Raw genomic sequence first — 21,773 nt, forward strand, 5'->3', positions numbered from 1 at the left:
TGTGACCATCGTCGTCCCGTCCTCCGACAGAAACGACCCATCATCCAAACGCGACCCATAAACCTCCGCACCATCAATGGTGCGCACCTCACCATTAGCCAAAAACGAACCGTCAGGCGCCGTCAGACCACGCTCCACCTCACCATCCGACGAAACATAAACCGTCCCGTCCTGCGAAATCCACCCCCCATCCTGAGTGTCAGAGCCCCACACATCGTGGCCGTCGACAGTCCGCTCCGTGACGAACTGGCCGTCCGACGTCGTCTGACCATGCTCGACCACACCACCGGCAGTGACCATGGTCTTCCCGTCCTCGGACAGGAACGAGCCGTCGTCCAAACGGGTCCCGTACACCGACTGGCCGTCGATCTGCTGGACTTCACCGTTTGCCAGGAACGCGCCGTCCGGTGCGGTCAGACCGTGTTCCACCGTGCCGTCGCTGGAGACGTAGACCGTGCCGTCCTGGGAGATCCAGCCACCGTCCTGGGTGTCGGACCCCAGCAGGTGCTGGCCGTCGACGGTCCGTGCGGTGAGGTCCTGGCCGTTCGACGTGGTCTGCCCGGGATCCGTGTCGCCGGTGTCCGGGGTGGTATTCGTCGAGCTCGCTTCCCCTGTTTCCGGTGGTGTGGACGTGGCGGCGGACGAGTGGGGCTCGCCCGCCCCACTCTCGTGCGCTGCGGATGCGGGGACCGTGAGTTGTGTGTTGCTGCCGGCGTCCGCGTGACCCGTCGGCGTGTGGCCTTCGTGTCCGCCGTGGCCCTCGTGGTGTCCGTGGCCGACATGGCCCTCCGCGTGGGTCTCCCTGGTCGCCGGGGTGAAGAAGTCCCTGTCCAGGTGAATCAATGAACCGTCGGCGGACAATTGACCGGCTTCACCGGGAACGGAATCGTGACCGTCGACCACGGGTTCCGCCGGAGCAGAGCTCTGTGTGTCCGGTGTCGGGACGGCGTCGTCCTGGCCGGCCGACGCGGTCGCGGGTTCGAACAGCCCCCGGTCCAAGGGAATCAACGCCCCGCCGTCGGTGTGCGCGTTCGCCATCTCTTCCCGTCTCCTCTCCCCGCCCCGTCGGCGACTCCATAGGTGTCCGCACGTTAAGGGTCGTGTGGCGGCAAGGGATTTCGTAGTTCCTTGTTCCTGACGAGGGAGACGTCCTGGAATGGGGACGTCGAGCGACTCTCCATATCCCGGCACCATGGACAGGTCGATCAGAAGGCCGATGGCCGAAGAAAGCGGGGTGTCCCATGGGCGACAGCGACAGCGACGACGTAAGCCCGCACGCATCGAAATACCAGAGCGACCCCTGGGTACCGAACGTGGACCCGGACGCGAGTGATCACGGCGACGAGGAAGACGCGGCCGAAACCTACGCCGAGATCTACGGGGTCACGGCGACAACCAACCCGACAGACGACTCGGACAACGACAAGCCGGACGATATGGTGACCATGCCGAAGCTGAGCATGGCCTACACCACGTCCCCCGACCTGGTGCCCACCGAACCGGGAGGCGGGTCGGACGACGGTCCTCCTCCGCTTCCGGACACCAACGCCTTCTCGATCGACCTGGGTGCGCTGCGTAGCGCGGAGCAGACTTTCCTCGATGCCGTCTCGAACATGACAAGCGCGTACGAAACGCTGCGGACCAAGGTGCAGGCCGCCATCGACGATCCCAATCTGTTCGGTCAGCAGGACGGTCACCTTCAGGTCAGCGGCCGGATGACGAGCTGGGTCCCGGACGAACTCGCCGAAAGCGGAGCCCAGTTCGCCGAGGCGATCAACCCGCAGCTGACGAAGGTCATGCAGGACGGTGCGGGCGGCATCGAACTGGTGGGCACCTTCACCGCGTTGCTGAACAACGCCGGCCAGACCTACGCGGAAACGGACGCGAAGTCGTCCATGACGGATCCGACGACCGCTCAGCCGGCCGTGCAGGTGAGTGACACGGAGTCGACCTCGGCGATCTGACGCGAACAGGGCATGCGGAAGGGCGCCCGGCCGAGAAGCAAGTCGGCCGGGCGCCCTTCCGCATGCCCCCGTCGGGCGCCCTTCAGCCGACGGCGACGGCCGGCAGGTCGTCCGGCAGCAGGGTCACCAGGTCCTCCGTCGTCGGCTCCACCAGTTCCACGACCCGCTGCGCGTGCCGTTCCGTCATGCGCTGGAAGATCTGGCGGGCGGTGCGGCCGTTGCCGAAGCGGTCGTCGCGGACGAGCGCGCCGAAGTAGGCGAGCAGGGCCTCGCGGGTGTCCTGCGGCAGCTCGTACTCGTGCTTGGCCGCGTGGAACTCGACGATGCGGCCCAGTTCCTCGCTGCCGTAGTCGTCGAACATCAGGGTGCGGGTGAAGCGGGAGGCCAGGCCGGGGTTGATGTCGACGAAGCGTTCCATCTCGTCGGGGTAGCCGGCCACGATGACGACTATGTCGTCGCGGTGGTCCTCCATGAGTTTGACCAGGGTGGCGATGGCCTCGCGACCGTAGTCGTTGCCCTGTCCGGCGGGGGTGAGGGCGTACGCCTCGTCGATGAACAGGACGCCGCCGAGGGCCCGTTTGAAGACGGCCGTGGTCTTGGGCGCCGTGTGGCCGACGTACTCGCCGACCAGGGACGCCCGGTCGGCCTCGATCAGGTGGCCGCGGGAGAGCAGGCCGAGCGCGGCGAGGACTCGGCTGTACAGGCGGGCGACCGTCGTCTTGCCGGTGCCGGGGTTGCCGGCGAAGACCAGGTGGCGGCTGAGGGGCGGGGCGGCGAGGCCGGCCTCGGTGCGCTGGCGGACCAGCTGCATGACCTTGACCATGGTGCTGACGTCCTGTTTGACGCTCCCCAGACCGATCAGGTCGTCGAGTTCGGCGAGGACTTCGGAGAGGCTCTCGGCGCGGGTCTGCCGGGTTCCGGCGCTCTTGCCGTCCGCCGTCCCGGGGCCGGGACCGCCGGACTGCCCGCCCGGTGCCACCGCGAGCGCCGCGGCGCCGCCCGGCGCGGGCAGCGGCTCACCGCCCAGTGCCTCCTCGGGCATGGTGCTGATCTTCACGTCGTCGACGCGGCATCGCTCGATCGTCGGGTCGGCGCCGTCGGCGAGTTTGAGGTCCTCGTCGGTGTCGTGGATACGGCAGCCGCGCAGGAGCGGTGTCGCCGCGCTGCCGACGTAGACGGCCGGGAAGCCGGTGGCGCTGATGTCGCAGTCCTCGAAGCGGCCGGCGGCGTTGTCGGCGATGTAGAGGCCGTTCTTCGCGGTGCCGGTGACGGTGGTGCCGCGCACCCGGGGCCGGGCCTTCGCCTGGACCACGAGGCCGGTGCCCTTGGTGTCGGTGATGGAGCAGTCGGTGAGCCAGGCGGCGGCGCCCTCGCGGACGAAGACTCCGGCGGCCCCGGTGCCGGTGACGCGGGTGTCGACGACGAGTGCGGCGGTGCCGGCGCCGATGTCGATGCCGACACCGGTGCAGGAGCTTACGGAGCAGTCGTCGACGAGGGGGCGGTGTTCGGTGCGCAGGCCGATGCCGGTGGCGGCCTTGGTGATCCGGCAGCCGCGGGCGGACAGGTCGCCGCCGTCGACCTCGATGCCGCACAGTTCGGTGTCGTCGATCTTGGTGTCGGTGAGGGTCAGCAGGGCCTGGTCCACGCTGCGCAGCCCGTGTTCCGGGGTGCCCTGGACCCGGCTGTCGCGGACCGTCACCCGGCTGCCGCCCCCGGCGTGGACCCCGGTGTAGGCGGAGACGGTGACGGCGCAGTCGACGAGGGTGAGGTGGGCGGTGTCGGAGGCGTAGACGCCGTTGGCGCCGGAGCGGGTGAAGGCTCCGCCGCGTACGTCCACCTGTGCCTCGCCGCCGACCGCGAGGCCGGAGCCGGTGGTGTCGGTGGTGGTGATGTCGTGCAGCCGGAGCCGGCCGGAGCCGGTGGCGACGACGCCGGCCGCGCGGATGTCGCTGACCCGGCAGTCGACGAGGGAGGCGACGGCCCGGCCGGTGACGTGCACGCCGTCCCGTCCGGTGCGGGCGATCTCGCAGCCGCGCAGCGCGACCCCGAACTCACCCCCGGCGGACGGCGCTTCACCGGCCGTGTCGTCGTCGGGGGCGGCGTCGGCCCCGGCGTCGCCGGTGATGACGACTCCCCCGGCCTCGCTGTCCCCGATCCGGCAGGTCCGCAGCACGGGCCGGGCGTTGTCGTCGATGGCGACGGCCGCGGCGCCGGTGTGGGTGACGGCGCAGAGCTCCAGGGCGGCGCGGGCCGCGCCGGTGACGCGGATGCCGTGGCCGCCGGTGCGGGTCACCGAAACCCGGGTGAGGGTGGGGGCCGCGCCGTGGTCGACCAGGATGCCGACGGCGTCCACGTCGCTGATCCCGGTGTTCTCCACGACGGCGCGGCTGTCGCCGCCGAGGTAGAGCCCGATGTCCCCGGTGTGGTGGAGTTCGCAGTCCCTGAGGACGGGCTTGGCGGTGCCGGTGACCTGGACGCCCCCGCCGGTGATCTCGCAGCCGTTGACCTCCACCGCGCCCGAGGTGACCAGGACGGCCGGTTCCGTGCCGCGGCCTTCGAGGACCAGGCCCTGCACCCGGCCGCCGGGACTCTGCACGGTGAGCGCGGGCCCGTGGGCGCCGGCGACGAGCCGTACCGTGCCGCGGCCCTTCTCGGCGGCGAGGGTGATGTCCCGGTCCAGGACGACGCTCTCGGTGTAGGTGCCGGGCTGGACGGAGATCACGGCGCCCTCGGGAGCCTCGCGGACGGCGGCGACGATCGTCTTGTACGTGCCCCAGCCGCGTGGGGCGACGCGCAGTCCGGCGCTCATGTCGAGGTGCAGGTCAGTCGCAGCTGGGCGGCGGCGACATGGACGCCCTCGGCCGCGTCGGCGCTCTCCGCCCCGGCGTCCACGAGCCTGACGGTGACCCGGCCGGTCCGCACGGTGAACGCGGGCGAGGTGTACCAGCGGCCCTGGTGGGTCTTGCCGGTCTGGTCGACGAGGAAGCCGCCGAGCGCCTTGGGCTCCTGGTCCGCGCCGGCGCCGGCCGTGTAGTCGTCGTCGTAGTAGTAGAAGTACGCGGGCGAGCCGCCGACCCGGGTGCGGGAGGAGTTGGTGGGCACGTAGCTGGAGACCCGGCAGGACGCGACCGTGAAGTGGGAGCTGAAGTCGTACTTCCACAGCGCGTAGCGGGTGGAGCTGTAGCCGTCCGCCTTGCCGGAGACCGGCATGGACAGATAGCCGCCGGTGCACGCCTCGCCGGTGTAACCGCCGCTGTCCGACTGGGTCCAGGCGGTGGTGCCGTCGGCGTCGGTGCCGGTGGAGTAGCCATAGGCGGCGAAGCCGGTCGAGCCGTCGCTGCTCGCCGCGCAGTCGGGGCCGGCGATGGCCTTCCAGGTCTGTCCCGCGCTCTGGCCGCCGGCCTGGTAGGGCGTGGCGTCCGGGCTGGGGGCGATGGGCTTGACCTCGCTGGGCAGGGCGAAGGCCGGGCCGCCGAGCGCGCCGTACACCAGCGCGCCTAGCGCGACGGCCAGGAGCGTGGAGACGCTCACCACGAGCATGCGCTTGCCGGTCCGGCCGCGCGGGTCCTCCGGCCGTACGGATTCGGCGAATGCGGAGGAGAACTCACGCCAGTCCTCTTCAATCATGCGGGAAAGCACCCCTCATTGCTGAGTGTCTGAATAGTCCTGGGAATAGGAATGGGAATGGGACGGCGGGACGAAAAGCCGCGGTGCGGGCGCACGGCTGGGCTACTCGGCCGCAGGGCACCCGACTTGAGTTACGTAGGAGGTCACGGACGGGTTCACGTGTTTTCTCTCACGGGGCCAAGGGCGGGGATGGGGGCTGACGCGGGGGCTACGTTCGTACTCAGGAACTCACCGGAACCGATAAATGGCAGGAGCGCAATGTCCCCCCAGATTGCTCAGATCGCAGTCGTCGAGCAGCACAGTCTGGTGCGCCTGGGTCTGGAGACCCTGCTCTCCGGCAGCGCGCTGTTGCGGGTGGTCGCGTTGGCCGCCGATCCCGCGGAGTTGCCGGAACCCGACGCGCAGCGCCTGGACGTCATCGTCTACGGCGCTCCGCCGCAGCCCGGACCGTCGCTCGCCAAGACCGTGGCCGCGCTCACGGAGTGCGGACGGGTGCTGGTGGTCGCCGACCTGTCGGGCTGGCAGCCGGTGACCGACGCGCTGCGGGCCGGTGCCTACGGCTGTGTCGGCAAGCAGGCCGGCGAGCAGGAGCTGCTGCGCGCGGTCGAGACGGTCGCGCTGGGCGGTCTGCATGTGGCGCCCGGCCTCGCCGGCCGGCTCCACCACGAGCTGCGGCAGCCCGCCGGCACCCCTGCCCCCGCTCTCGCGCACCGGGAACGGGAGGCGCTGAAGCTGCTGGCCACGGGCCTGACACATGGTCAGATCGCGCGTCGGATGGGGCTGACGGAGGCCACGGTCAGCACCTATGTGAAGCGGATCAGGAACAAGCTGAACGTCCGCAACAAGGCCGACCTCACCCGGAAGGCGATCGAGCTCGGTCTGCTCCAGGACGACGAGTTCCGCAGCCCCGCCCTGGCCGCCTGACATCGCGTCGCGCCCTTCCCGTCGTGACCGCCGGCCCGCACAGCAGGTGTGCGGGCCGGCGGTCGTCGTCATGTGATCCCCCCGGTCAGATGTGGTGCCCCAGGCCGACGAGCGCGCCGAAGGTGCCGAACATCGCCACCGCCAGCGCGACACTGCCGCCGGCCAGGACCGAGCCGAAGCCGGCCAGCCAGCGGGGCCTGGCCATCGCCGGCAGGTCCGGGCGGCGCATCATGCGCCGGAAGCCGTAGACCAGGAGCACGGCCGCGACCAGGGCGCTGCACACGGGGCCCGCCCAGGTCGCCGAACCGAACCGCTCGGGGCCGGTGGCCAGCAGGGTGAAGAGCCCGGCCGTGCCGGCCAGCAGCAGCGGCACCACCTCGGCGACCAGCCGGGCCGACCCGGCACGCAACAGCACCGCGAGCCCCAGCAGCCCGGCCGCGAGGTTGGCGTAGGGGGAGGCGGAGGCCGCCATGACCACCAGGGCGCCGCCGAGCACCACGCTCAGGGCGCCGCTCCAGACGGCCAGCAGGACGGTGGCGGAGCGTACGGCGCCGGCGACCTCGTCGTCGCGCGGCTCCTCCTGCACCCGCATCCTGACCCGCCGCCAGGTGAAGGCAACGGTGCCGCTCACGGCCGACGGTACGACGGTCAGCAGGGCGAACGCGGCCACGGCGACGACCGAGGCCGCCTGGACGCCGTCCGCCCGCAGCGCCGCGAGGCCGACGCCGAGCACCGCCGCGACGGCGGCCGTGAACAGGGTCGCGGAGGTGGTCACCGCCGGTGCCGCCACGGCGGCGAGGAAGGCACCGAGTAGCGCGCCCAGGGCGAGGGCCGCCACGGCCAGCCCGGTCCGGGTCATGGCCCCTTCCAGGCCGAGTTGCCGGAGGCCCTGGCCGAGGGCGGCGGACCAGGCGCCCAGGGCCAGCGCGGGCACCGCGCACAGGGCCATCGTCATCCGCAGCGCCGCCGGGACGGGCCAGGTGCGCTCCGCCGCGACCCAGGCCAGCACGGGCAGGGCGAGGCCGGCCGCCAGCGCGACGTCCAGGAGGAGGCCCACGTCCGGCCGGTGCCGGACGGCGAGCACGAACAGCGTGGCGACGAGCCAGCCGAGGGCGAGCGCGGTCAGGGTGTAGGTCCGGGAGCGGGCGTCCCAGCGGCGCTCCAGGGCGCCTCCGGAGACGTCGGCGACCCGTTCGGCGACGTCGTGCACGACCGGGTCGTCCAGTTCGTCGGCGGTGGCGTCGCGCAGGTAGAGGACCTGGCCGTCGGTGACGCCCAGCTCCGAGAGCGACCACTCGGGGGCGAAGGCACTCCCGGTCGCCGCGCCCAGGGTCCAGGCCGCCGGCATGATGTCGGACTCCTGCTGGTCGCACAGACGCGCCAGGGTGTCGGCATAGCTCACGATCGGGGCGCCGGCGGGGACCGCGAGGTCCACCCTCCGGCGCTCGCCGACGACGGTGATACGGCAGTGCTCATCCACGATGACGATTCCTCAGGGGATGCGGGGGCGTTCCGCCACAGGGCGACGGGTCAGTGGTGCTGCCAGGTGCGGCCGTTGGACCACTCGGCCTCGGCGTAGTTGTTCCAGTTGACGTGCATCGCGTTGGCGATCTCGCCGAGCACGCCGTCCGGGCCGAAGAGACCGTTCGCGGCGTAGGTCCACTCCGCTTCCAGGCCCTCGAAGTACCGCTGCGCGTCACCGGTCCAGTCGCCGCCGGCGAGGACCGGCTGGAGCTTGAGATTGAGGTCGTGCAGTTCGTCCGCGATGGCCTGGGCCTTGCTGTTGATGTCCTTGCCCGCATAGGCGAGTTCCGGCCGGACCACGAGGTTCGCGCCGTCGACATTTCCTGCCATGATCACTCCCTGGTGCGCTGGGTGTTGTGCCGGGTGTCAGCTGAGGTTGGCGTTGGAGAGGCCGGCCTCGATGGTGTTGATCGAGTTGATGTTCTGTTGCTCGGCGTCGCCGTAGTTGACGTAGTTGCCGCGCAGGCCGCTGGCGATGTCGGTGAGCGCGTCGTGGAGCATGCGGGAGTAGATGTCGTACTCCTGCATGAGGGCCTGGAAGGTGTCCTGGGCGATGCCCTGCCACGAGCTCTCCAGGTTGGCCACGTAGGTCTTGAGCTCCGTCAGCTGGCCCTGGATCTGGGCCGCCGTGTTGTCGCACGACACCGCGGCGTCCGAAATCTGTTCCGGTGTCACCTTGAAGTCGGTCACCGTACTGCTCCTCTCCGGGTGGCGTAATACCGGCCCAGTAAGCGTCGCAGCGGTATACGGGGGGCGGACAGATCCCCTTTCCGGTGTCCCCCCCCCGGGGGGGCGCCCGGTGTCCCGGTGCGGGTCGGGTTCCGGGCACGCCGAAAGTCCCTTGCAGGGCAAGGGACTTGATGTGACGCCAGGTCTGCTCTAGGGGCCCTCCCCGACCGGGCCCGCGCACCGCTCCGGCCAGCCTCCGCCGGCGCTCTGGGCTCCCCGGCCGCGGAGCGCCTCGTCCAGGCCGGCGAGCGCGGCGCGGTCCGCCTCGCCCAGTTCGGCATGCGCGTCCTGGCCCGGTTTGGACGCCGGTGCCCCGCCCGAGGAGGGCAGTTCGCGCAGCAGGACGACCGGGGACGGGCCGGTGCGCCGTACGTCGAGGATCATGAAGGGGGTGCCGGGGGCGAACACCACTTCCTGGACCTCCTCGGGCCGTCCGGGGTCGGCGAACAGCGGCCGGGCGAGCCGGCCGGTCACCGACCAGACGGCGTAGCGCGGACCGCGCGGCCATCCCGGTCCCGCTCCCCCGGCGCCCGCCCGGACGCCGCCGAGCGGAGCCCGGTCCCTCAGCACGGTGCCGGGCCGCAGCGGGTCGGTCTCCGGGTCCACCGCCTCGGGCAGCGCGGAGCCGGCGCCGCGCAGGACCGCGCCCCGGTGCGTGGGCAGCCGGCGCAGGGCCGACACCAGGCAGGCGGCGAACGGCAGGAGCCGGTCGTCGCGCCCGTGGCAGGCCGCGGCCAGCGCACGGTGGTCGAGCAGGCCGCCCGGGTCGTCGAGGTAGAGCCGGAGGGCGGTCAAGTCGGCCTCGGCCGCCTCCCGTTCCGCGTCGGACAGGGCCGGCAGCCGGGTGAGCGCACGGGCGACGGCGGGCGCGTGCCGCTCCCAGGCCGGTCCGGCGAGCAGCCGCAGGGCCGTGTGCTCAGCGGGGCTGCTGCGGTGGCCCGCGCGGAAGGAGGAGGAGGAGGAGCGGGCGGGCACCGGTCGTACCTGCTCGGTGGCGTCCGGGCGGGAGGGGCCCGGCCGGGGTGTCTGTCCGTCCGCAGAGTCGGCGACCGTCGCGGAGCGCCGGCTCAGGTACTCCCACGCCACGTCGAGATCGGGTCCGGCGGGCGCGTCGGGGGCGAGCGGTTCCCGGGGGGCCGTGACCTCCTCCCGGCCCCGGATCAGGTGCTCCCAAGCCCCGGTGAGATCGGGCGCGGCCACCGGATCGGCCGAGGTACGGGGTACGAGGGCGGCCGCCGAGGCACGCGACTCGCCCGGGTCCGCGGAGGCGCGCGGCACACCCGGTTCCGCCGCAGGGCGCGGCAGGGCCGGGTCCGACAGGGCGTGCCGTACCGCGAGTTCGGCTCCGACGGCCGGGGTCTGCGCGTGGCGGACGGCCTCCGTCCCGCCCGGAACCGCGGTCGCGGCGGGCCCGGTGCGCAGTCCGTGGCGGGTCGTCAGGTCACGGAGCCGGGGGTCGTCGGCCGGGGAGGTGCCGTACACCTGGAGCGTGGCGGTCGCCCGCACCTGTGGCGGCAGGCAGGTGAGGAGGTGGTCCAGTGCGGGCCACAGCGAGTCGTCCGTCTGCCGGCCCGGGGCACCGGCCTCGATGACGGGTCCGTCCGGGCCGACCGGGAGCCCGCTCCCGGAGCGGACCGCACCGGGTTCGCCGAGCCACAGTCCGGCCCGGGTCACCGTGACCTGCCAGCGGTCGGTGAGGCGGACCGAACCGTCGTCCGACGGGACCGCCGAGCCGGGCAGCGGTGCCACACAGCCCAGCAGGCGGGAAGCGGGAGCCCCCGTGGCGCCGGCCGGCCGGCACTCGGCGGCGTTGACGAACGGCAGCCAGCCGGGGGCACCGTCCGCGCCCGTCACGACGGAGCGGACACCGCGGGCACCCGCGACGGGCCCGTCGGTGAGCAGCGGCAGCCCGGTGGCGGCCACCACCGCCACGCCGAGCCGGTCGGCCACCTCCTGGGCGAGCGGCAGCAGGTCCCGGGGGCCGCCGGGTGCCAGCCGGACGCTGTCGCGCACCGGATCGGGCAGCGCGGACAGCACGTCGACGACGTCGTCCGCCGGTACCTCCTCCCCCGGCAGGCCGCCGACCACCACGGTGAGCCGGCGGGGATCCACCGGGACGGTGTGGAACAGGTCGCCCGGCACGGAACCGGCCGCCCGCGCGGGCCGCAGATACAGGCCGGCGGGGATCTGCTCGGTCACGTACCCGCCGGCCGTGTGGGCGGGAACCTGGTCCAGCGCGGCCTGCCACACGGGGCGCGGGCAGCGCGCGCCGAGCGGCACCGGCGTCATGCCGGGGGCGAAGCCCAGCCAGCCGCCGCGCCTGCCGGGGCCGCTGGGCGCGTACAGCGAGCCGCCGGGCACCAGGTGGAGGCCGGCGGCCGGGGCCTCCACGGTGATGCCCCAGTTGTCGGAGATCCGGCGGGCGGGCGCCAGCTGTCCCGGGCGTTCCTCGCCCGCGCCCGGCATGGCCAGGCGCACCGCGGTGTGACCGGACGCGCGGAGCGAGTCGAGGAGCGCGCTCAGGCGGGGCCAGAAGTCCGGCTCCGCCGTCGTGGCCGCATCGGACAGCAGCGTGACCGTGGGGTCGCCCGACCAGCGCAGCACCCGGACCAGATCGTCGACCTCTCCAGCGGGTGCCCGGGCGGCGGAGCGGAGCACCACCAGGCCGTCGTGCTGCTCGACCTGGATCCTTGCCGTCGCGTCAACCGCGGTGGTCCTGCCGGTGGTTGCCTCTGCCATCCGCGCTCGCTTTCGGGTCGGTGTCACGCCGCGGCGGGGCCATCACGGCCGTCCGGCCGGTCGGGCCCGTCGGCCGGGGCGCGGGGTGTCCCCGGCCCGGCCCGCCGCGGTGTTCGGTTCCTCGTCAGGCCCGGCCCGCCACGGCCGAGCAGGCGGTGGGGGCCGCGGCCTCGACGTCCTGGCCGGCGGCCGGGGGCCGCACGGTGCGGACCCCGGCGGCCCTGGACGGTGCGGGCGGCACCGCGGAGACGAGCTCACGCGACGCCGCCGACCGCCGTGCCCGCGGGGCGGCGGGCGCGGCCGGGGCGGCCACGGGCCCGGCGGCGGCCGGGGCCGGCCCCCGCCCTGCGGCGACGGGAACGGCAGCACCGGCGGGAACCACCGCGGACGCGGCGGTGGACGGCGCTCCCGGCCCGGAGACCACGCGCGGCCTTCCGGAATCGGCCGGGACGGCTGCGCCCGACGCCGACGCCGAAACCGGCACCGGTGCCGGCACCGCGGACGGCAAGTCCGCCGCGGCGACCGCCGAAGGCCTTCCGGCGTCGGCCGCCGGGACGGCCGCTGCCGGCAGGCCAGGGGGCGCGACCGCCGGTGCCCCTCCGGGGCCGGCCGCGGCGGGCGCGACGGCCGCCGCGGCCGCAACGGGCGCCGTCTGCGCGGGCACCGGCGCGGGTACCGGCACCGGTACGGCAGACGGCAGTTCCGGTGCGGGCACGATGCCGTGGGCGGCGTCGAGCTGGTCCCGGTAGCGCTCCGCGGCCCGCAGCCAGCGGCCGTCGGGGCCCGGCAGCTTCTGCCGCAGCGCGATGATCGACGGGGCGATGCGCAGGGCGAGCGCGATGTCGCCGGTGTCCCGCCAGCAGGCGTCCGCGTTGCCGGCCGCCTGCTCGGCGTCGACGCTGTCCAGGCCCGCGGTCACCAGCAGGCTGAACGCGACGCGCCGGTAGAGGTCGGCCGCGAGGGCGTTGTGCCCGGCCAGCCGCATCACGTGGGCCCTGATCTGGCGGATCTGCAGGGCCGTGGGGTGCTCCGAGCCGTGTGTGGTGAACGCCTCGCGTTCCAGGGCCGTGGCGAGGGCCGTGGCGTCGTCGTACCGGCCCCCGTTGGCGGCCTGGACGATACCGCTGATCCGGTCGCGGTAGAGGGTGAAGCCGTCCGGCGCCGGGGTGTCCCCGCCGGAGGGCGCGGGCGGTTCCGCGGCGGCGGGCTCGGGCAGGGCCTCCGGGTCGGCGCCGGCGGTCGGCGGCCACAGCATCCGGACTCCGTGCTGTACGGCGAGCCGGCGCAGCATGCGGCTCTCCTCGGCCGAGCGGCCGGGTGCGTGCAGGACGGTGTACTCGCGGGCCTCGGGGTCGAGGTAGTCGAGCACGTGCGACAGGGCGGCCCAGCAGGACTCGTCGAGCGGCTCGTCCGACGGGCCGATCTCGACGGCGAGCTGGTCGGCGAGCACGGGGCGCCCGGCGAGCGGCAGGGGCTGTCCGGCGGGCCCCAGGGCGAGCCCCGACCGGGTCATGGTGACCTGCCACCGCTCCGACAGCCGGACCACGCCCGCGTCCTGGAGTTGGGCGCCGGGCACCGGGGAACGCCAGCGCAGCAGCCGGGGAGCGGCGGCCTCCGCGGCGTCGCCGGAGCTGCCGGGGTGGCACATCACCGCTTCGACGTAGGGCCGCCAGGTCGGCCGGCCGGTGCCGTCGACGAGGACCGGACCGGCGGCGAGGTCCCCGTCGGCCGGTGTCGCGGCGCGGACCGCGAGCGGCGGACCGGTGAGCACCTCGACCTCGATGTCCAGCGCGCCGGTGACCTGCTGGACGACGGGCAGCAGGTCACCCTCGGCGCCGGGCGCCACCCGGATGTGGTCGCGCACCGCCGGCGGCAGCGCGGCGAGCAGCGCGGCCAGGTCGTCGGCCGGGATCCGGGCACCGCCGCCGGGGCCGGGCACGCCGACCAGCACGGTGGGGTGAGCGGCGTCGACCGGCACCGCGTAGCACAGGTCGCCGGGGACGGGAGGCGGCGTTCCCGGCGGCTGGAGCAGCACACCGGCGGGGACGGGGCGTACGGCGTGTCCGGCGACGGTGTGTTCGGGCAGCGCCGCGAAGGCGGTCTGCCAGCCGGGGGCGGGATGGCGCGCGCCCAGTGGCGTCGGCTCCGTGCCGGGCTGGAAGAGCTGCCAGCCGCCGGACGGCGTGGGCGCGTCGGGGACGAAGAGGGATCCGCCGGGGACCAGCAGTGCGCTGCCGTCGGGCGCGATCACGCCCAGCCCCCAGGTGTCGGCGATCCGTTGGGCGAGGGCGGGCCGGTCCGGGGCGCCGGTTCCCGCGCCGGAGACCACCAGGCGGACGGTCGTCGAGCCGTTGTCCCGGATCGTGTCGAGGACGTCCCCCAGCCGGGTCCACAGCTCGGGCGGCACCGGGCCGTCGACTCCGACGACGACGGTGGCGACGGTCTGGCCCCCTCCGGCACCCAGGGCCCGGGCGAGTTCCGCCGCCTCCTCCGGGCCGGGGGCGGCCTGTTCGGTGGCGCGCAGCAGGGTCAGCCCGTCGTACTCGTCGACGAGGACGGGCGTGTCGGGCTCTCCCGGCGCGCTGCCGGGCTGCTCGCCCCGGCCTGGTGCCAGGCGCGTGAAGAGGGTCCCCCAGCGGGACATGAACTGCTCCTTCCGTGACGGCGTGCCCTTCCCGGACGTACCGGACGTACGTCGGTGCACGGCTTCCGTCGCTCGGTTCACCGGCTCCGGCCTCACCTACAGCTACGGACGGCCGACAAGATCGGTTCGCCACGGGTGCCGGCGGCTCCGGTCACCCGAGCGGACGGGGCTGCTCCGTCGGGTCGGGCGAGAAGCCGGCGGCCGGGGAGAGGTGTTCGTGCACGGCGAGCCAGCGGCCGTCCGCCGTGCGGCGGAAGACGATGGTCTCCCGCTCGTGGAGGGTCCCGGTGCCGGTGCGGGTCGAGACGTCCGTCTCCACGGTGTGGGTGAACACCGCGGTGTCGTCCCAGAGTTGGACCCTGCGGTCGGAGGAGAGGCACTTCAGCACCCGGAAGTCGTCGTCGGCCGCCCAGCGGGCCCAGACGCGCCGGTACTCGGCGACGGACTCGATGCGCCGGTCGGTGGTGTGGAAGACGAAGGTCGCGTCGGGGGCGAAGGCGCAGAAGTAGTCGTCCAGACGCTCCTCGGCGAAGGCGGCCACGAGGTCGCCGGCGGCCTGCAGCACCTGCTGTTCCTGCTGTTCCTGATCGTTGCTCATGCGGGTGGTTCCTCTTCGGGCGGTGATGTGGTGTCCGTGGCCGCTGACGCGGGGTCTCTACGCCTCTACAAACTGACGAGTAACAGCGCGCCGGCCCCGAGGAAGAGCCCCAGCGCCTGACGGGCCGTCACGCGTTCGCCGTCGAGGACCAGCGCGAGTACGACGGTGGCCGCCGGGTAGAGCGACACGACCGACCCGACCACGCTCAGCAGCCCCTGGTCCGCGGCGAACAGGCAGAAGGCGAAGGCCGCCGTGTCGAGCACACCGGACAGCACGACGGGCAGCCAGGGCACGGGCGCACCGCCCGTCCGTGACCATCCGCGCAGGGCGCCCGGAGCCACGCACAGGATGGAGACCGCGCGGGCGCCGGCCAGCGGCCACAGGCCGGCCTCCGGTCCCGGATGCGAGATGAGGACGAGCTGGAGTCCGAGCGCCGCGCCCGTGGCGAGGGCCAGCAGCAGGGTGCGCAGCGCGACGGTGGTCCGCCGGACCCGCCCCACCAGACTCACCAGCGCGATCGACAGCAGCGCGCAGCAGACGCCGCACAGCGCGAACGGCCCGGGAGCCGACTGGAGGGCCAGCCCGACCGCCAGGGGTACGACGGCCGCCGTGACCGCCGTGACCGGGGCGACGAGCACGATCCCCTCGGCCGCCAGCGTGCGGTAGAGCAGCACCAGGCCCAGCACTCCGAAGGCGCCGGCCGCGCATCCCCAGGCGAGGGCCGTCAGGTCGGGTCCGTGGTCCGCGGTCGCCGCCAGCCAGCCGACGAGCACCGGGAGGGACAGCACTTGGGAGAGCAGGACGACCCGCCCGGCGGACATGGTCCGCGACGCGCGGGCGCCGCAGTAGTCCGCGGCTCCCCACCCCACCGCCGCGACGGTGGCCAGTAGCGTGGTGATCATCAGGCACCCGGCCGGCTCAGCAGGACGTCCCGTCTCGCGTCGGCCAGATGGCGTGCGGCCTCGCGGGGCGTGCACACCGCGTCCGCGGCGAGCTGCAGGGTCTCGGTCACCAGTGTGCGCAGCGCCGTCCGTACCCTGGCCAGGGAGGCCGCCGCGTCCGGGGCGATGTCGCCGTAGAGCACCCACCACCACCAGGCGTTGGTCCCGGAGTTGGCCACGACGTCCGGGACGACGACGCAGCCGCGCCGCAGCAGTCGCTCCTCCGCGTCCGCCGTCACGGGGAGGTTCGCCGCCTCCACGATGTACCGGGCGGCGATCCGGTCCTGGTTGCCGCCGTGGATGCTGTAGGAGGTCGCGGCCGGGACCAGCACGTCGGCTTCGAGTGCCAGGCAGGCGTCGCGTTCGAGGAGGACGTCGTCGGGACCGAGCCGGCCGCGGTCGACGGCTCCGTGCGCCCGCCGGTGGCGCAGCATGTCCTCGACGGCGAGGCCGCGCGGGTTGGCGACGGTGCCGTGGACGTCGGAGACGCCGACCACCCGGACGCCCGCCGCGTGCAGGTACCGTGCCGTGGCCCCGCCCATGGCCCCGAAGCCCTGGACGACGGCGGTGGCGGACGACCGGGGGATCCCGTCCCCGTCCAGGACCGTGAGGGCGGCCTCCGCGACCCCGCAGCCGCCGACGAGTTCGGCGAGCCCGATGCCGTCGACCTCTACGGCGAACGCGTCAGCAAAACGTTTCCGCGCGGCCGCGGGGTCGTCGAGGGTGCGCACGACCGGGGCGATGCAGCCGGCCACGCCCAGCTCGCCGAGCACCTCCTCGATGAGTTCCGTGGTGGTGCCGAGATCGTCGCCGGTCGCCCAGTGGTTCGCCACGTACGGCCGGATGAACGCGAGGAAGCGGGAGAGCACACCGCGTGCCTCGCTGCTGAGCGGGTCGCAGTCGATCCCGCCCTTCGCGCCGCCCATGGGGAGGTAGCGGCCCGCGGGGTCGTAGTGCAGGGCCTCCTTCACGCTCATCGCCGCCGCCAGCTCCCTGACCTCCTCGTAACGGCAGCCTTCGCGCATCCGCAGGCCACCGCTGGCCAGGCCCCGGACGAGACGGTCGATGACGAGGAAGCCCTGGCGTCCCGTGACGGGGTCGGTCCAGGTCAGTGCTGCTTCGGGAGGTCGGGGTGCGGCGGCACCGGCACGGACCGCGGGCATGGCGAGAAGACCGCTGTTCACGGCGATGGGCTCCTTGCGAAAGCCGATGAGGAAAGGCCACGGAGCGCACCGGTGGTAGCCGGCGACGACCTGGGAGCGGCCGTCACCAGTGGCGGCCGACGACCGTCGAAAAGCGGCCACCCGCGCGCGCTCCGACGGTAGTTCGGGCCATGGATCAATGGGCAGTTCCCCGTTCCAGGGGCAGGCCGGGTCCCCTATCGGGGACTGCCGGTCGCCGATCGGCGCCGCCCGCGCACCGAACCGGGCGCCGATGCCGTCGGTTTCACCCGTTTCACCGGTTTCGCCGTGTCGGGAGCCCTGGTGTCAGCCGAGCGCCGCCATGAAGTCCGTGCAGGCCGCGGCGCACGCCCGGCAGGCGGCCGCGCTCGGCTCGGCGCCCGGACGGGCCTCGAAGGCCCGCGCGCAGTCGAGGCAGACGGTGCGGCACCACTCCAGCTGGACGCGCAGACCGTCCGCGTCCCGGTCGGTCTCCTCGGTCAGTGCCCGGCAGGTGGCGTCGCACACCTCGGCGCACATGATGCCGGTGCGGCGCAACCGAACCGCCTCGGCGTCGGCGGCCCCGCCCGGATCCAGCACCCCCGCACGCAGCGCGCACATCCGGGCGCACTCCGTGCACGCCTGCGCGCACGCGAACCGGTCTTCCAGGAACCGGTACAGGTCCTGCTGAGAAGACGTCCAAGTCATGCGGCCCGGGTAACCAGCACGCGGCGCGGGCAAACGCCGCGTGTCGCCGGTCGCGGCTCAGTCCTGTTCCGCGCGGACGATCACGACCGGGCAGGTGGCGTGCTGGGACACCTGCTGGCTGACGGAACCGAGCAGCGCGCGGGCGAACCCGCCCCGGCCTCGGCTTCCGACGACCAGGGCCTCGGCGCCCTCCGCGGCCCGCAGCAGGACGTCGGTGGTGTTGCCGTGCACCAGGTGGGAACGGACCGGGCCCGCCGCGTCCGCGCCGAGCACGTCGGTCAGCTCCTGCCGCATCCGGTCCCGGGCCTCCTCCGCGTCGAGGTCCATGTCCACGGCGGGCCCCGACCATCCGTACAGCCCGGGCAGCTCCCACACGGCGACCGCGTCCACGACACCGCCCACGAGGCCGGCGTACCGCAGCGCCCAGCGCAGGGCGGCGTACGAGGACGCTGATCCGTCGATGCCGACCACGACCCGGCGATCGGTGACATCCCTGTCCATGCGTTCCACCTCTCCTCGGGCTCCCCTCGCGCCCTCCCCGGGCGTCCGGCAGGCCCCTCCTCCACGCTGCGCGACGGGCGGCCGCACCGCCAGAGAAGTGCGGCCGGGGGCATGACGCGGTCCGCCGCCCGCCGCACGTGCGAGGGGGAATGAATTCCGGGCCGGTGGGCCCTGGTGGCGTGGGCGTTCCCGTGGTGTGCTGGAGGTGACGGGAAGGACCCGCAGTGACGCGGGGAAGCGGTCGGCCACGGCCGCGCACCGCGCAATCAGGATCCGCGAGAAGCGGATGGCGTCCTTCCCGCCCTCTCGTGATCGGCGGGATCCGAGGAGGCGACCATGCACGGCAGCCCGCACACCGTCGGCGACGTGATGACCCGCAACCCCGTGGCCGTGGGCCGTGACGCCCCGTTCAAGGACGTCGTCACGCTGATGGACCGGTGGAAGGTCAGTGCCCTGCCCGTACTGGACGGCGAGGGCAGGGTGATCGGCGTCGTGTCCGAGGCCGACCTGGCCAGGGCCCGCGGGGTGACCGCCGGGGAGCTGATGAACGCGCCCGCGGTGACCGTGCACCCCGACGCCACCGTCGCGGAGGCAGCGCGCGTCATGGCCCGGCGCGGGGTCAAGCGGCTGCCCGTCGTCGACGGTGCGGGGCTGCTCAGGGGCATCGTCAGCCGGGCCGACCTGCTGAAGGTGTTCCTGCGCGCGGACGAGGAACTGACCGAGGAGGTACGCCGGGAGGTCGTCGACCGCCTGTTCCCGCTCTCCGCCGACCACATCCGGGTCGAGGTCACCGAGGGGGTCGTCACCCTGACGGGCTGGATCGACGGCCCGGAACCGGCGCCGGTCGCCGAGCAACTGGCCCGCGCCGTGGAGGGCGTGGTCGACGTCCACTGCCACCTCTGCCCGGTCTCGCCACGCAACGACCCGCACTGACGCCCAGCCGGACCCCCGTTGAGCCTTGTACCCCCCTGCTGTCGCCCACTGTGTACGATCAGTCACCGATTACGTCCGGTTCGTACAGTTCTGGGTGGGGTATCCCTTTGCTATGAGTACGGAACCGATGCAGCTGGCCGCTCCCAGTGGCCTACTGAGTCTCGCGCTCTTCGTGGTGGCCGTGGCCGTGCTGGCGATGCTCGCCGGGGGCTTCTGGCTGGGCAACCGGATCAAGTACCGCGAGTCACCCCGGCCGCGCCCCGAGGAGCAGCCGAAGCTGCCACCCGAGGGTGCTGTGCACGAGATCCGGGAGAACCGCGAGTCGGAGGAGATCCCCGTGATGCCCAAGGGCGGCCGTCCGCTCACCCCGTACGAACTCAGCAACCAGCAGACCAGGCCGAGCACGTCGAAGGACCGGCCGCGCTGGAGTCCGGGCTCCAGCGGCTCGTTCGGCGGCGGCGGGCTCGGCGCCCACTGACCCTGGACCCTCCCTAGACAGTCCCGCGGCCCGCGTCGAGGCGACCGACGTGGGCCACGTTCCCGAGGTCCTCGGCGTCCTGGCTCGGCGTGGCCGCGAACCAGGCGTCGAGGATCTCCTTGAGCACCGGCTGCGAGGTCAGGCGCAGGCCGATGGCGAGGACGTTGGCGTCGTTCCACCGGCGGGCGCCGTCGGCGGTGTACGCGTCGACGCACAGGGCGGCGCGGACACCGGGCACCTTGTTGGCGGCGATCGACGCCCCGGTGCCGGTCCAGCAGCACACCACCGCCTGGTCCGCGGCGCCGGCGGCGACGTCGCGGGCGGCCGCCTCCGAACAGACGGCCCACTGCGGGTCGGCCCCGGGTTCCAGGGCGCCGTACGTGCGCACGTCGTGGCCGCGGCGGCGCAACTCCTCGACGAGGAGGCGGGCGACGGGTTCGTCCATGTCGGAGGAGACGGAGATCCGCATGCCCGGGAGCCTAGCCGGTGACCGGCGGCGGCGCCGCGGCGTCCGTGCGGGCCTCGATCGCGGTGAGGACCGAGGACATGTCACGGGCGTTGCCCAGCCGCACGCTCTCGCCGTAGAGGTCGCTGCTGAGGTCGAGCATGGGCGTGGCGATCCCGGCCGCGCGGGCGGCGTCGGCGATGAGCCGGGTGTTGGCGTAGGCGTCGGCCGTGGCGGCCTGCACCGTGAAGTCGTGGGCCGCGAGCATCGGGACCTTGACCTCGGTGATGCCGCTGCCCAGCTGGCCGGAGTCGACGACGGCGCGGAAGGTCTCCAGGTCCAGGCCCTGCCGCTGGGCGAAGTGGACGGCCTCGGCCAGCGCGGCGAGCGTGGTGTCCAGGTAGAGGTTGACGGCCAGCTTCATGAGGACGCCGGAACCGGCCGGACCGCAGTAGACGGTCTCCCGGCACATCGGGGCGAGCAGCGGCCTCACCTCCGCCACCGTGTCCGGGGCGCCGCCGAGCATCGCGACCAGTTCGCCCGCCTCGGCCGGCTTGCGCGACCCGGAGACCGGGGCCTCGACGAAACGGCCGCCGGCGGCCTCGATGTCGGCGGCGAGCCCTCGCGCGTACTCCGGTGCCGTCGAGCCCGTCGACACGACGACCCGGTCGGCGACCAGCTTCGCGAACTCCGGGCCGCCCCGGCCCAGGACGGTGTCCGTCACCGCCTCGTCGACGAGCATGACGAACACGACACAGGCGTCGGCGAAGACCTCCTCGACGCTCGCCGCCACCCGCGCCCCGGCCGTCCGCAGCGCCTCCGCCCGCTCGGACGTCCGGTTCCACACGACGAGCGGGGTGCCGGCCCGGGCGAGATTGAGTGCCATCGGCTGCCCCATCACTCCGAGCCCGACGAAGCCGTACGTCGGGGCACCGGGATCGCCGGCGGCTTGCGTCATCGTCGCACCTCCTGGTCGCCGTGCGGTGGATGCGGATCACCGGCACCGTACGGCGCCCGGTGCGGGGTACGGGGTGCCGTCAGCCGACGGAGACGTTCGCGGTGAGCAGGCGCAGCAACTGCTTGGCCATGGCGTCCTGTTCGCGCGTCAGGCCCATGGCGTCGCCGATGGCGACCGGGACGCTGCGGGCGCGGTCCCGGAGCCGGGCGCCGTCCTCGGTCAGCCGGATGGCCACGGACCGCTCGTCGTCGGGGCGCCGTTCCCGGGTGACCAGTCCGCTCGCCTCCAGGCGCTTCAGCAGCGGGGAGAGCGTGCTCGACTCCAGTTGCAGCGCGGCACCGAGCTCGCGCACGGACACCGAGTCCTGGTCCCAGAGGACGAGCATCACCAGGTACTGCGGATAGGTCAGCCCCAGCTCGTCCAGGAGCGGCCGGTAGCGCGCGGTCACCGCACGCGAGGCGGCGTACAGCGCGAAGCAGAGCTGGTCGTCGAGGAGCAGCGAGCCCTCGGCCGGCTCGGCATCGGTGCGGTCCACGGGGCGACTCCTGGTTCCTGCGGCGTTCATGGCCGTTCACCACCTTAGCTTTCCGGTCCCCTCGACCCTATGGAGCCCAAACACATCGCATCCGATGATATCGGACACCAATAGATCGACCAGAAACAAGTAGCGCACGACTTAATCGCGCGCTACTGTTTCTCTCGTGCCGCCACCCGGCGAACATCGCCGGCCACCCCTGTGCGCGGCACCCGAACCGAGGAGGCCGTCATGACCGACGCCACGCCCGTCCGCCCCGTCCTCGAGCCTGCCGCGCAGGCCTTCGTCGAGGCCACCGCCAACCCGCCCTACCTCTTCGACCTCGCCCCCGCCGAGGGCCGCAAGGCCGTCGACGAGGTCCAGTC

The 21,773-nt window shown here is 73.6% G+C and carries 19 protein-coding genes and 2 pseudogenes; 5 read left to right on the top strand and 16 right to left on the bottom strand.

Going from position 1 to position 21,773, the window contains the following annotated elements:
- Positions 1-1,038 (bottom strand): annotated as a pseudogene (locus ABT137_RS38315) (hypothetical protein); the annotation flags it as partial.
- Between the two features lie 203 nt (positions 1,039-1,241).
- Between ABT137_RS38315 and ABT137_RS38320 the strand changes: the two are divergent.
- Positions 1,242-1,964 carry a hypothetical protein gene (locus ABT137_RS38320; RefSeq protein ID WP_351716045.1) on the top strand — a complete coding sequence of 241 codons (723 nt, stop codon included), beginning with the start codon at positions 1,242-1,244 and terminating at the stop codon, positions 1,962-1,964.
- Between the two features lie 82 nt (positions 1,965-2,046).
- Here the strand turns inward: ABT137_RS38320 and ABT137_RS38325 are convergent, their stop codons facing one another.
- Positions 2,047-4,773: a right-handed parallel beta-helix repeat-containing protein gene (locus tag ABT137_RS38325; RefSeq protein ID WP_351716047.1), complete on the bottom strand. Its 2,727-nt coding sequence runs from the start codon at positions 4,771-4,773 to the stop codon at positions 2,047-2,049.
- Positions 4,770-5,591, bottom strand: a complete 822-nt coding sequence (locus tag ABT137_RS38330; protein WP_351716048.1) for a hypothetical protein — start codon at positions 5,589-5,591, stop codon at positions 4,770-4,772. The genes ABT137_RS38325 and ABT137_RS38330 overlap by 4 nt, the downstream gene beginning before the upstream one ends.
- A gap of 258 nt (positions 5,592-5,849) precedes the next feature.
- Between ABT137_RS38330 and ABT137_RS38335 the strand changes: the two genes are divergently transcribed.
- A complete protein-coding gene (locus ABT137_RS38335) occupies positions 5,850-6,515 on the top strand; it encodes a LuxR C-terminal-related transcriptional regulator (RefSeq protein ID WP_351716050.1) in 666 nt (221 codons plus the stop codon).
- A gap of 85 nt (positions 6,516-6,600) precedes the next feature.
- On the opposite strand, the gene ABT137_RS38340 is transcribed toward ABT137_RS38335, so the two are convergent.
- The 10 genes from ABT137_RS38340 to ABT137_RS38385 form a co-directional block, all read right to left on the bottom strand.
- Positions 6,601-7,995 (bottom strand): EsaB/YukD family protein, encoded by a 1,395-nt coding sequence (locus ABT137_RS38340; protein ID WP_351716052.1) that lies wholly within the window; start codon positions 7,993-7,995, stop codon positions 6,601-6,603.
- A gap of 50 nt (positions 7,996-8,045) precedes the next feature.
- Positions 8,046-8,369, bottom strand: a complete 324-nt coding sequence (locus tag ABT137_RS38345; protein WP_351716054.1) for a WXG100 family type VII secretion target — start codon at positions 8,367-8,369, stop codon at positions 8,046-8,048.
- Positions 8,370-8,405: 36 nt separating this feature from the next.
- Positions 8,406-8,729, bottom strand: coding sequence for a WXG100 family type VII secretion target (locus ABT137_RS38350; protein WP_351716056.1), 324 nt, complete (start codon positions 8,727-8,729; stop codon positions 8,406-8,408).
- 189 nt (positions 8,730-8,918) lie between these two features.
- Complete coding sequence (locus ABT137_RS38355; RefSeq protein WP_351716058.1) at positions 8,919-11,507, bottom strand: hypothetical protein; 2,589 nt, start codon at positions 11,505-11,507, stop codon at positions 8,919-8,921.
- Positions 11,508-11,631: 124 nt separating this feature from the next.
- Positions 11,632-14,151 (bottom strand): hypothetical protein, encoded by a 2,520-nt coding sequence (locus ABT137_RS38360; RefSeq protein ID WP_351716059.1) that lies wholly within the window; start codon positions 14,149-14,151, stop codon positions 11,632-11,634.
- Positions 14,152-14,302: 151 nt separating this feature from the next.
- Complete coding sequence (locus ABT137_RS38365; protein WP_351716061.1) at positions 14,303-14,749, bottom strand: nuclear transport factor 2 family protein; 447 nt, start codon at positions 14,747-14,749, stop codon at positions 14,303-14,305.
- A 65-nt stretch (positions 14,750-14,814) separates the two neighbouring features.
- Positions 14,815-15,651, bottom strand: coding sequence for an EamA family transporter (locus ABT137_RS38370; protein ID WP_351716063.1), 837 nt, complete (start codon positions 15,649-15,651; stop codon positions 14,815-14,817).
- The gene (locus tag ABT137_RS38375; protein WP_502984645.1) at positions 15,651-16,853 is read right to left on the bottom strand and encodes a Glu/Leu/Phe/Val dehydrogenase dimerization domain-containing protein; all 1,203 of its coding nucleotides are present in this window, start codon (positions 16,851-16,853) and stop codon (positions 15,651-15,653) included. Before ABT137_RS38375 ends, ABT137_RS38370 begins: the two co-directional genes overlap by 1 nt.
- Before the next feature lie 324 nt (positions 16,854-17,177).
- Positions 17,178-17,558: a four-helix bundle copper-binding protein gene (locus tag ABT137_RS38380; protein ID WP_351716067.1), complete on the bottom strand. Its 381-nt coding sequence runs from the start codon at positions 17,556-17,558 to the stop codon at positions 17,178-17,180.
- A gap of 57 nt (positions 17,559-17,615) precedes the next feature.
- Complete coding sequence (locus tag ABT137_RS38385; RefSeq protein ID WP_351716069.1) at positions 17,616-18,059, bottom strand: universal stress protein; 444 nt, start codon at positions 18,057-18,059, stop codon at positions 17,616-17,618.
- 336 nt (positions 18,060-18,395) lie between these two features.
- Here ABT137_RS38385 and ABT137_RS38390 point away from each other — a divergent pair, with 336 nt between their 5' ends.
- Together ABT137_RS38390 and ABT137_RS38395 are read left to right on the top strand one after the other, a co-directional pair.
- A complete protein-coding gene (locus tag ABT137_RS38390; protein WP_351716071.1) occupies positions 18,396-18,992 on the top strand; it encodes a CBS domain-containing protein in 597 nt (198 codons plus the stop codon).
- 112 nt (positions 18,993-19,104) lie between these two features.
- Positions 19,105-19,470, top strand: a complete 366-nt coding sequence (locus ABT137_RS38395; protein WP_351716073.1) for a DUF6479 family protein — start codon at positions 19,105-19,107, stop codon at positions 19,468-19,470.
- A 13-nt stretch (positions 19,471-19,483) separates the two neighbouring features.
- On the opposite strand, the gene ABT137_RS38400 is transcribed toward ABT137_RS38395, so the two are convergent.
- The 3 genes from ABT137_RS38400 to ABT137_RS38410 all read right to left on the bottom strand — a co-directional run bounded on the left by ABT137_RS38400 (position 19,484) and on the right by ABT137_RS38410 (position 21,438).
- Positions 19,484-19,939 carry an RpiB/LacA/LacB family sugar-phosphate isomerase gene (locus tag ABT137_RS38400; RefSeq protein ID WP_351716075.1) on the bottom strand — a complete coding sequence of 152 codons (456 nt, stop codon included), beginning with the start codon at positions 19,937-19,939 and terminating at the stop codon, positions 19,484-19,486.
- A gap of 10 nt (positions 19,940-19,949) precedes the next feature.
- The gene (locus ABT137_RS38405) at positions 19,950-20,873 is read right to left on the bottom strand and encodes an NAD(P)-dependent oxidoreductase (protein ID WP_351716077.1); all 924 of its coding nucleotides are present in this window, start codon (positions 20,871-20,873) and stop codon (positions 19,950-19,952) included.
- A 79-nt stretch (positions 20,874-20,952) separates the two neighbouring features.
- A complete protein-coding gene (locus ABT137_RS38410) occupies positions 20,953-21,438 on the bottom strand; it encodes a MarR family winged helix-turn-helix transcriptional regulator (protein ID WP_351716079.1) in 486 nt (161 codons plus the stop codon).
- A 201-nt stretch (positions 21,439-21,639) separates the two neighbouring features.
- On the opposite strand from ABT137_RS38410, the pseudogene ABT137_RS38415 reads away from it, so the two are divergent.
- Positions 21,640-21,773 (top strand): annotated as a pseudogene (locus ABT137_RS38415) (esterase); the annotation flags it as partial.

This window comes from Streptomyces sp. NPDC001980, assembly GCF_040296885.1.
Taxonomy (GTDB): Bacteria; Actinomycetota; Actinomycetes; order Streptomycetales; family Streptomycetaceae; genus Streptomyces.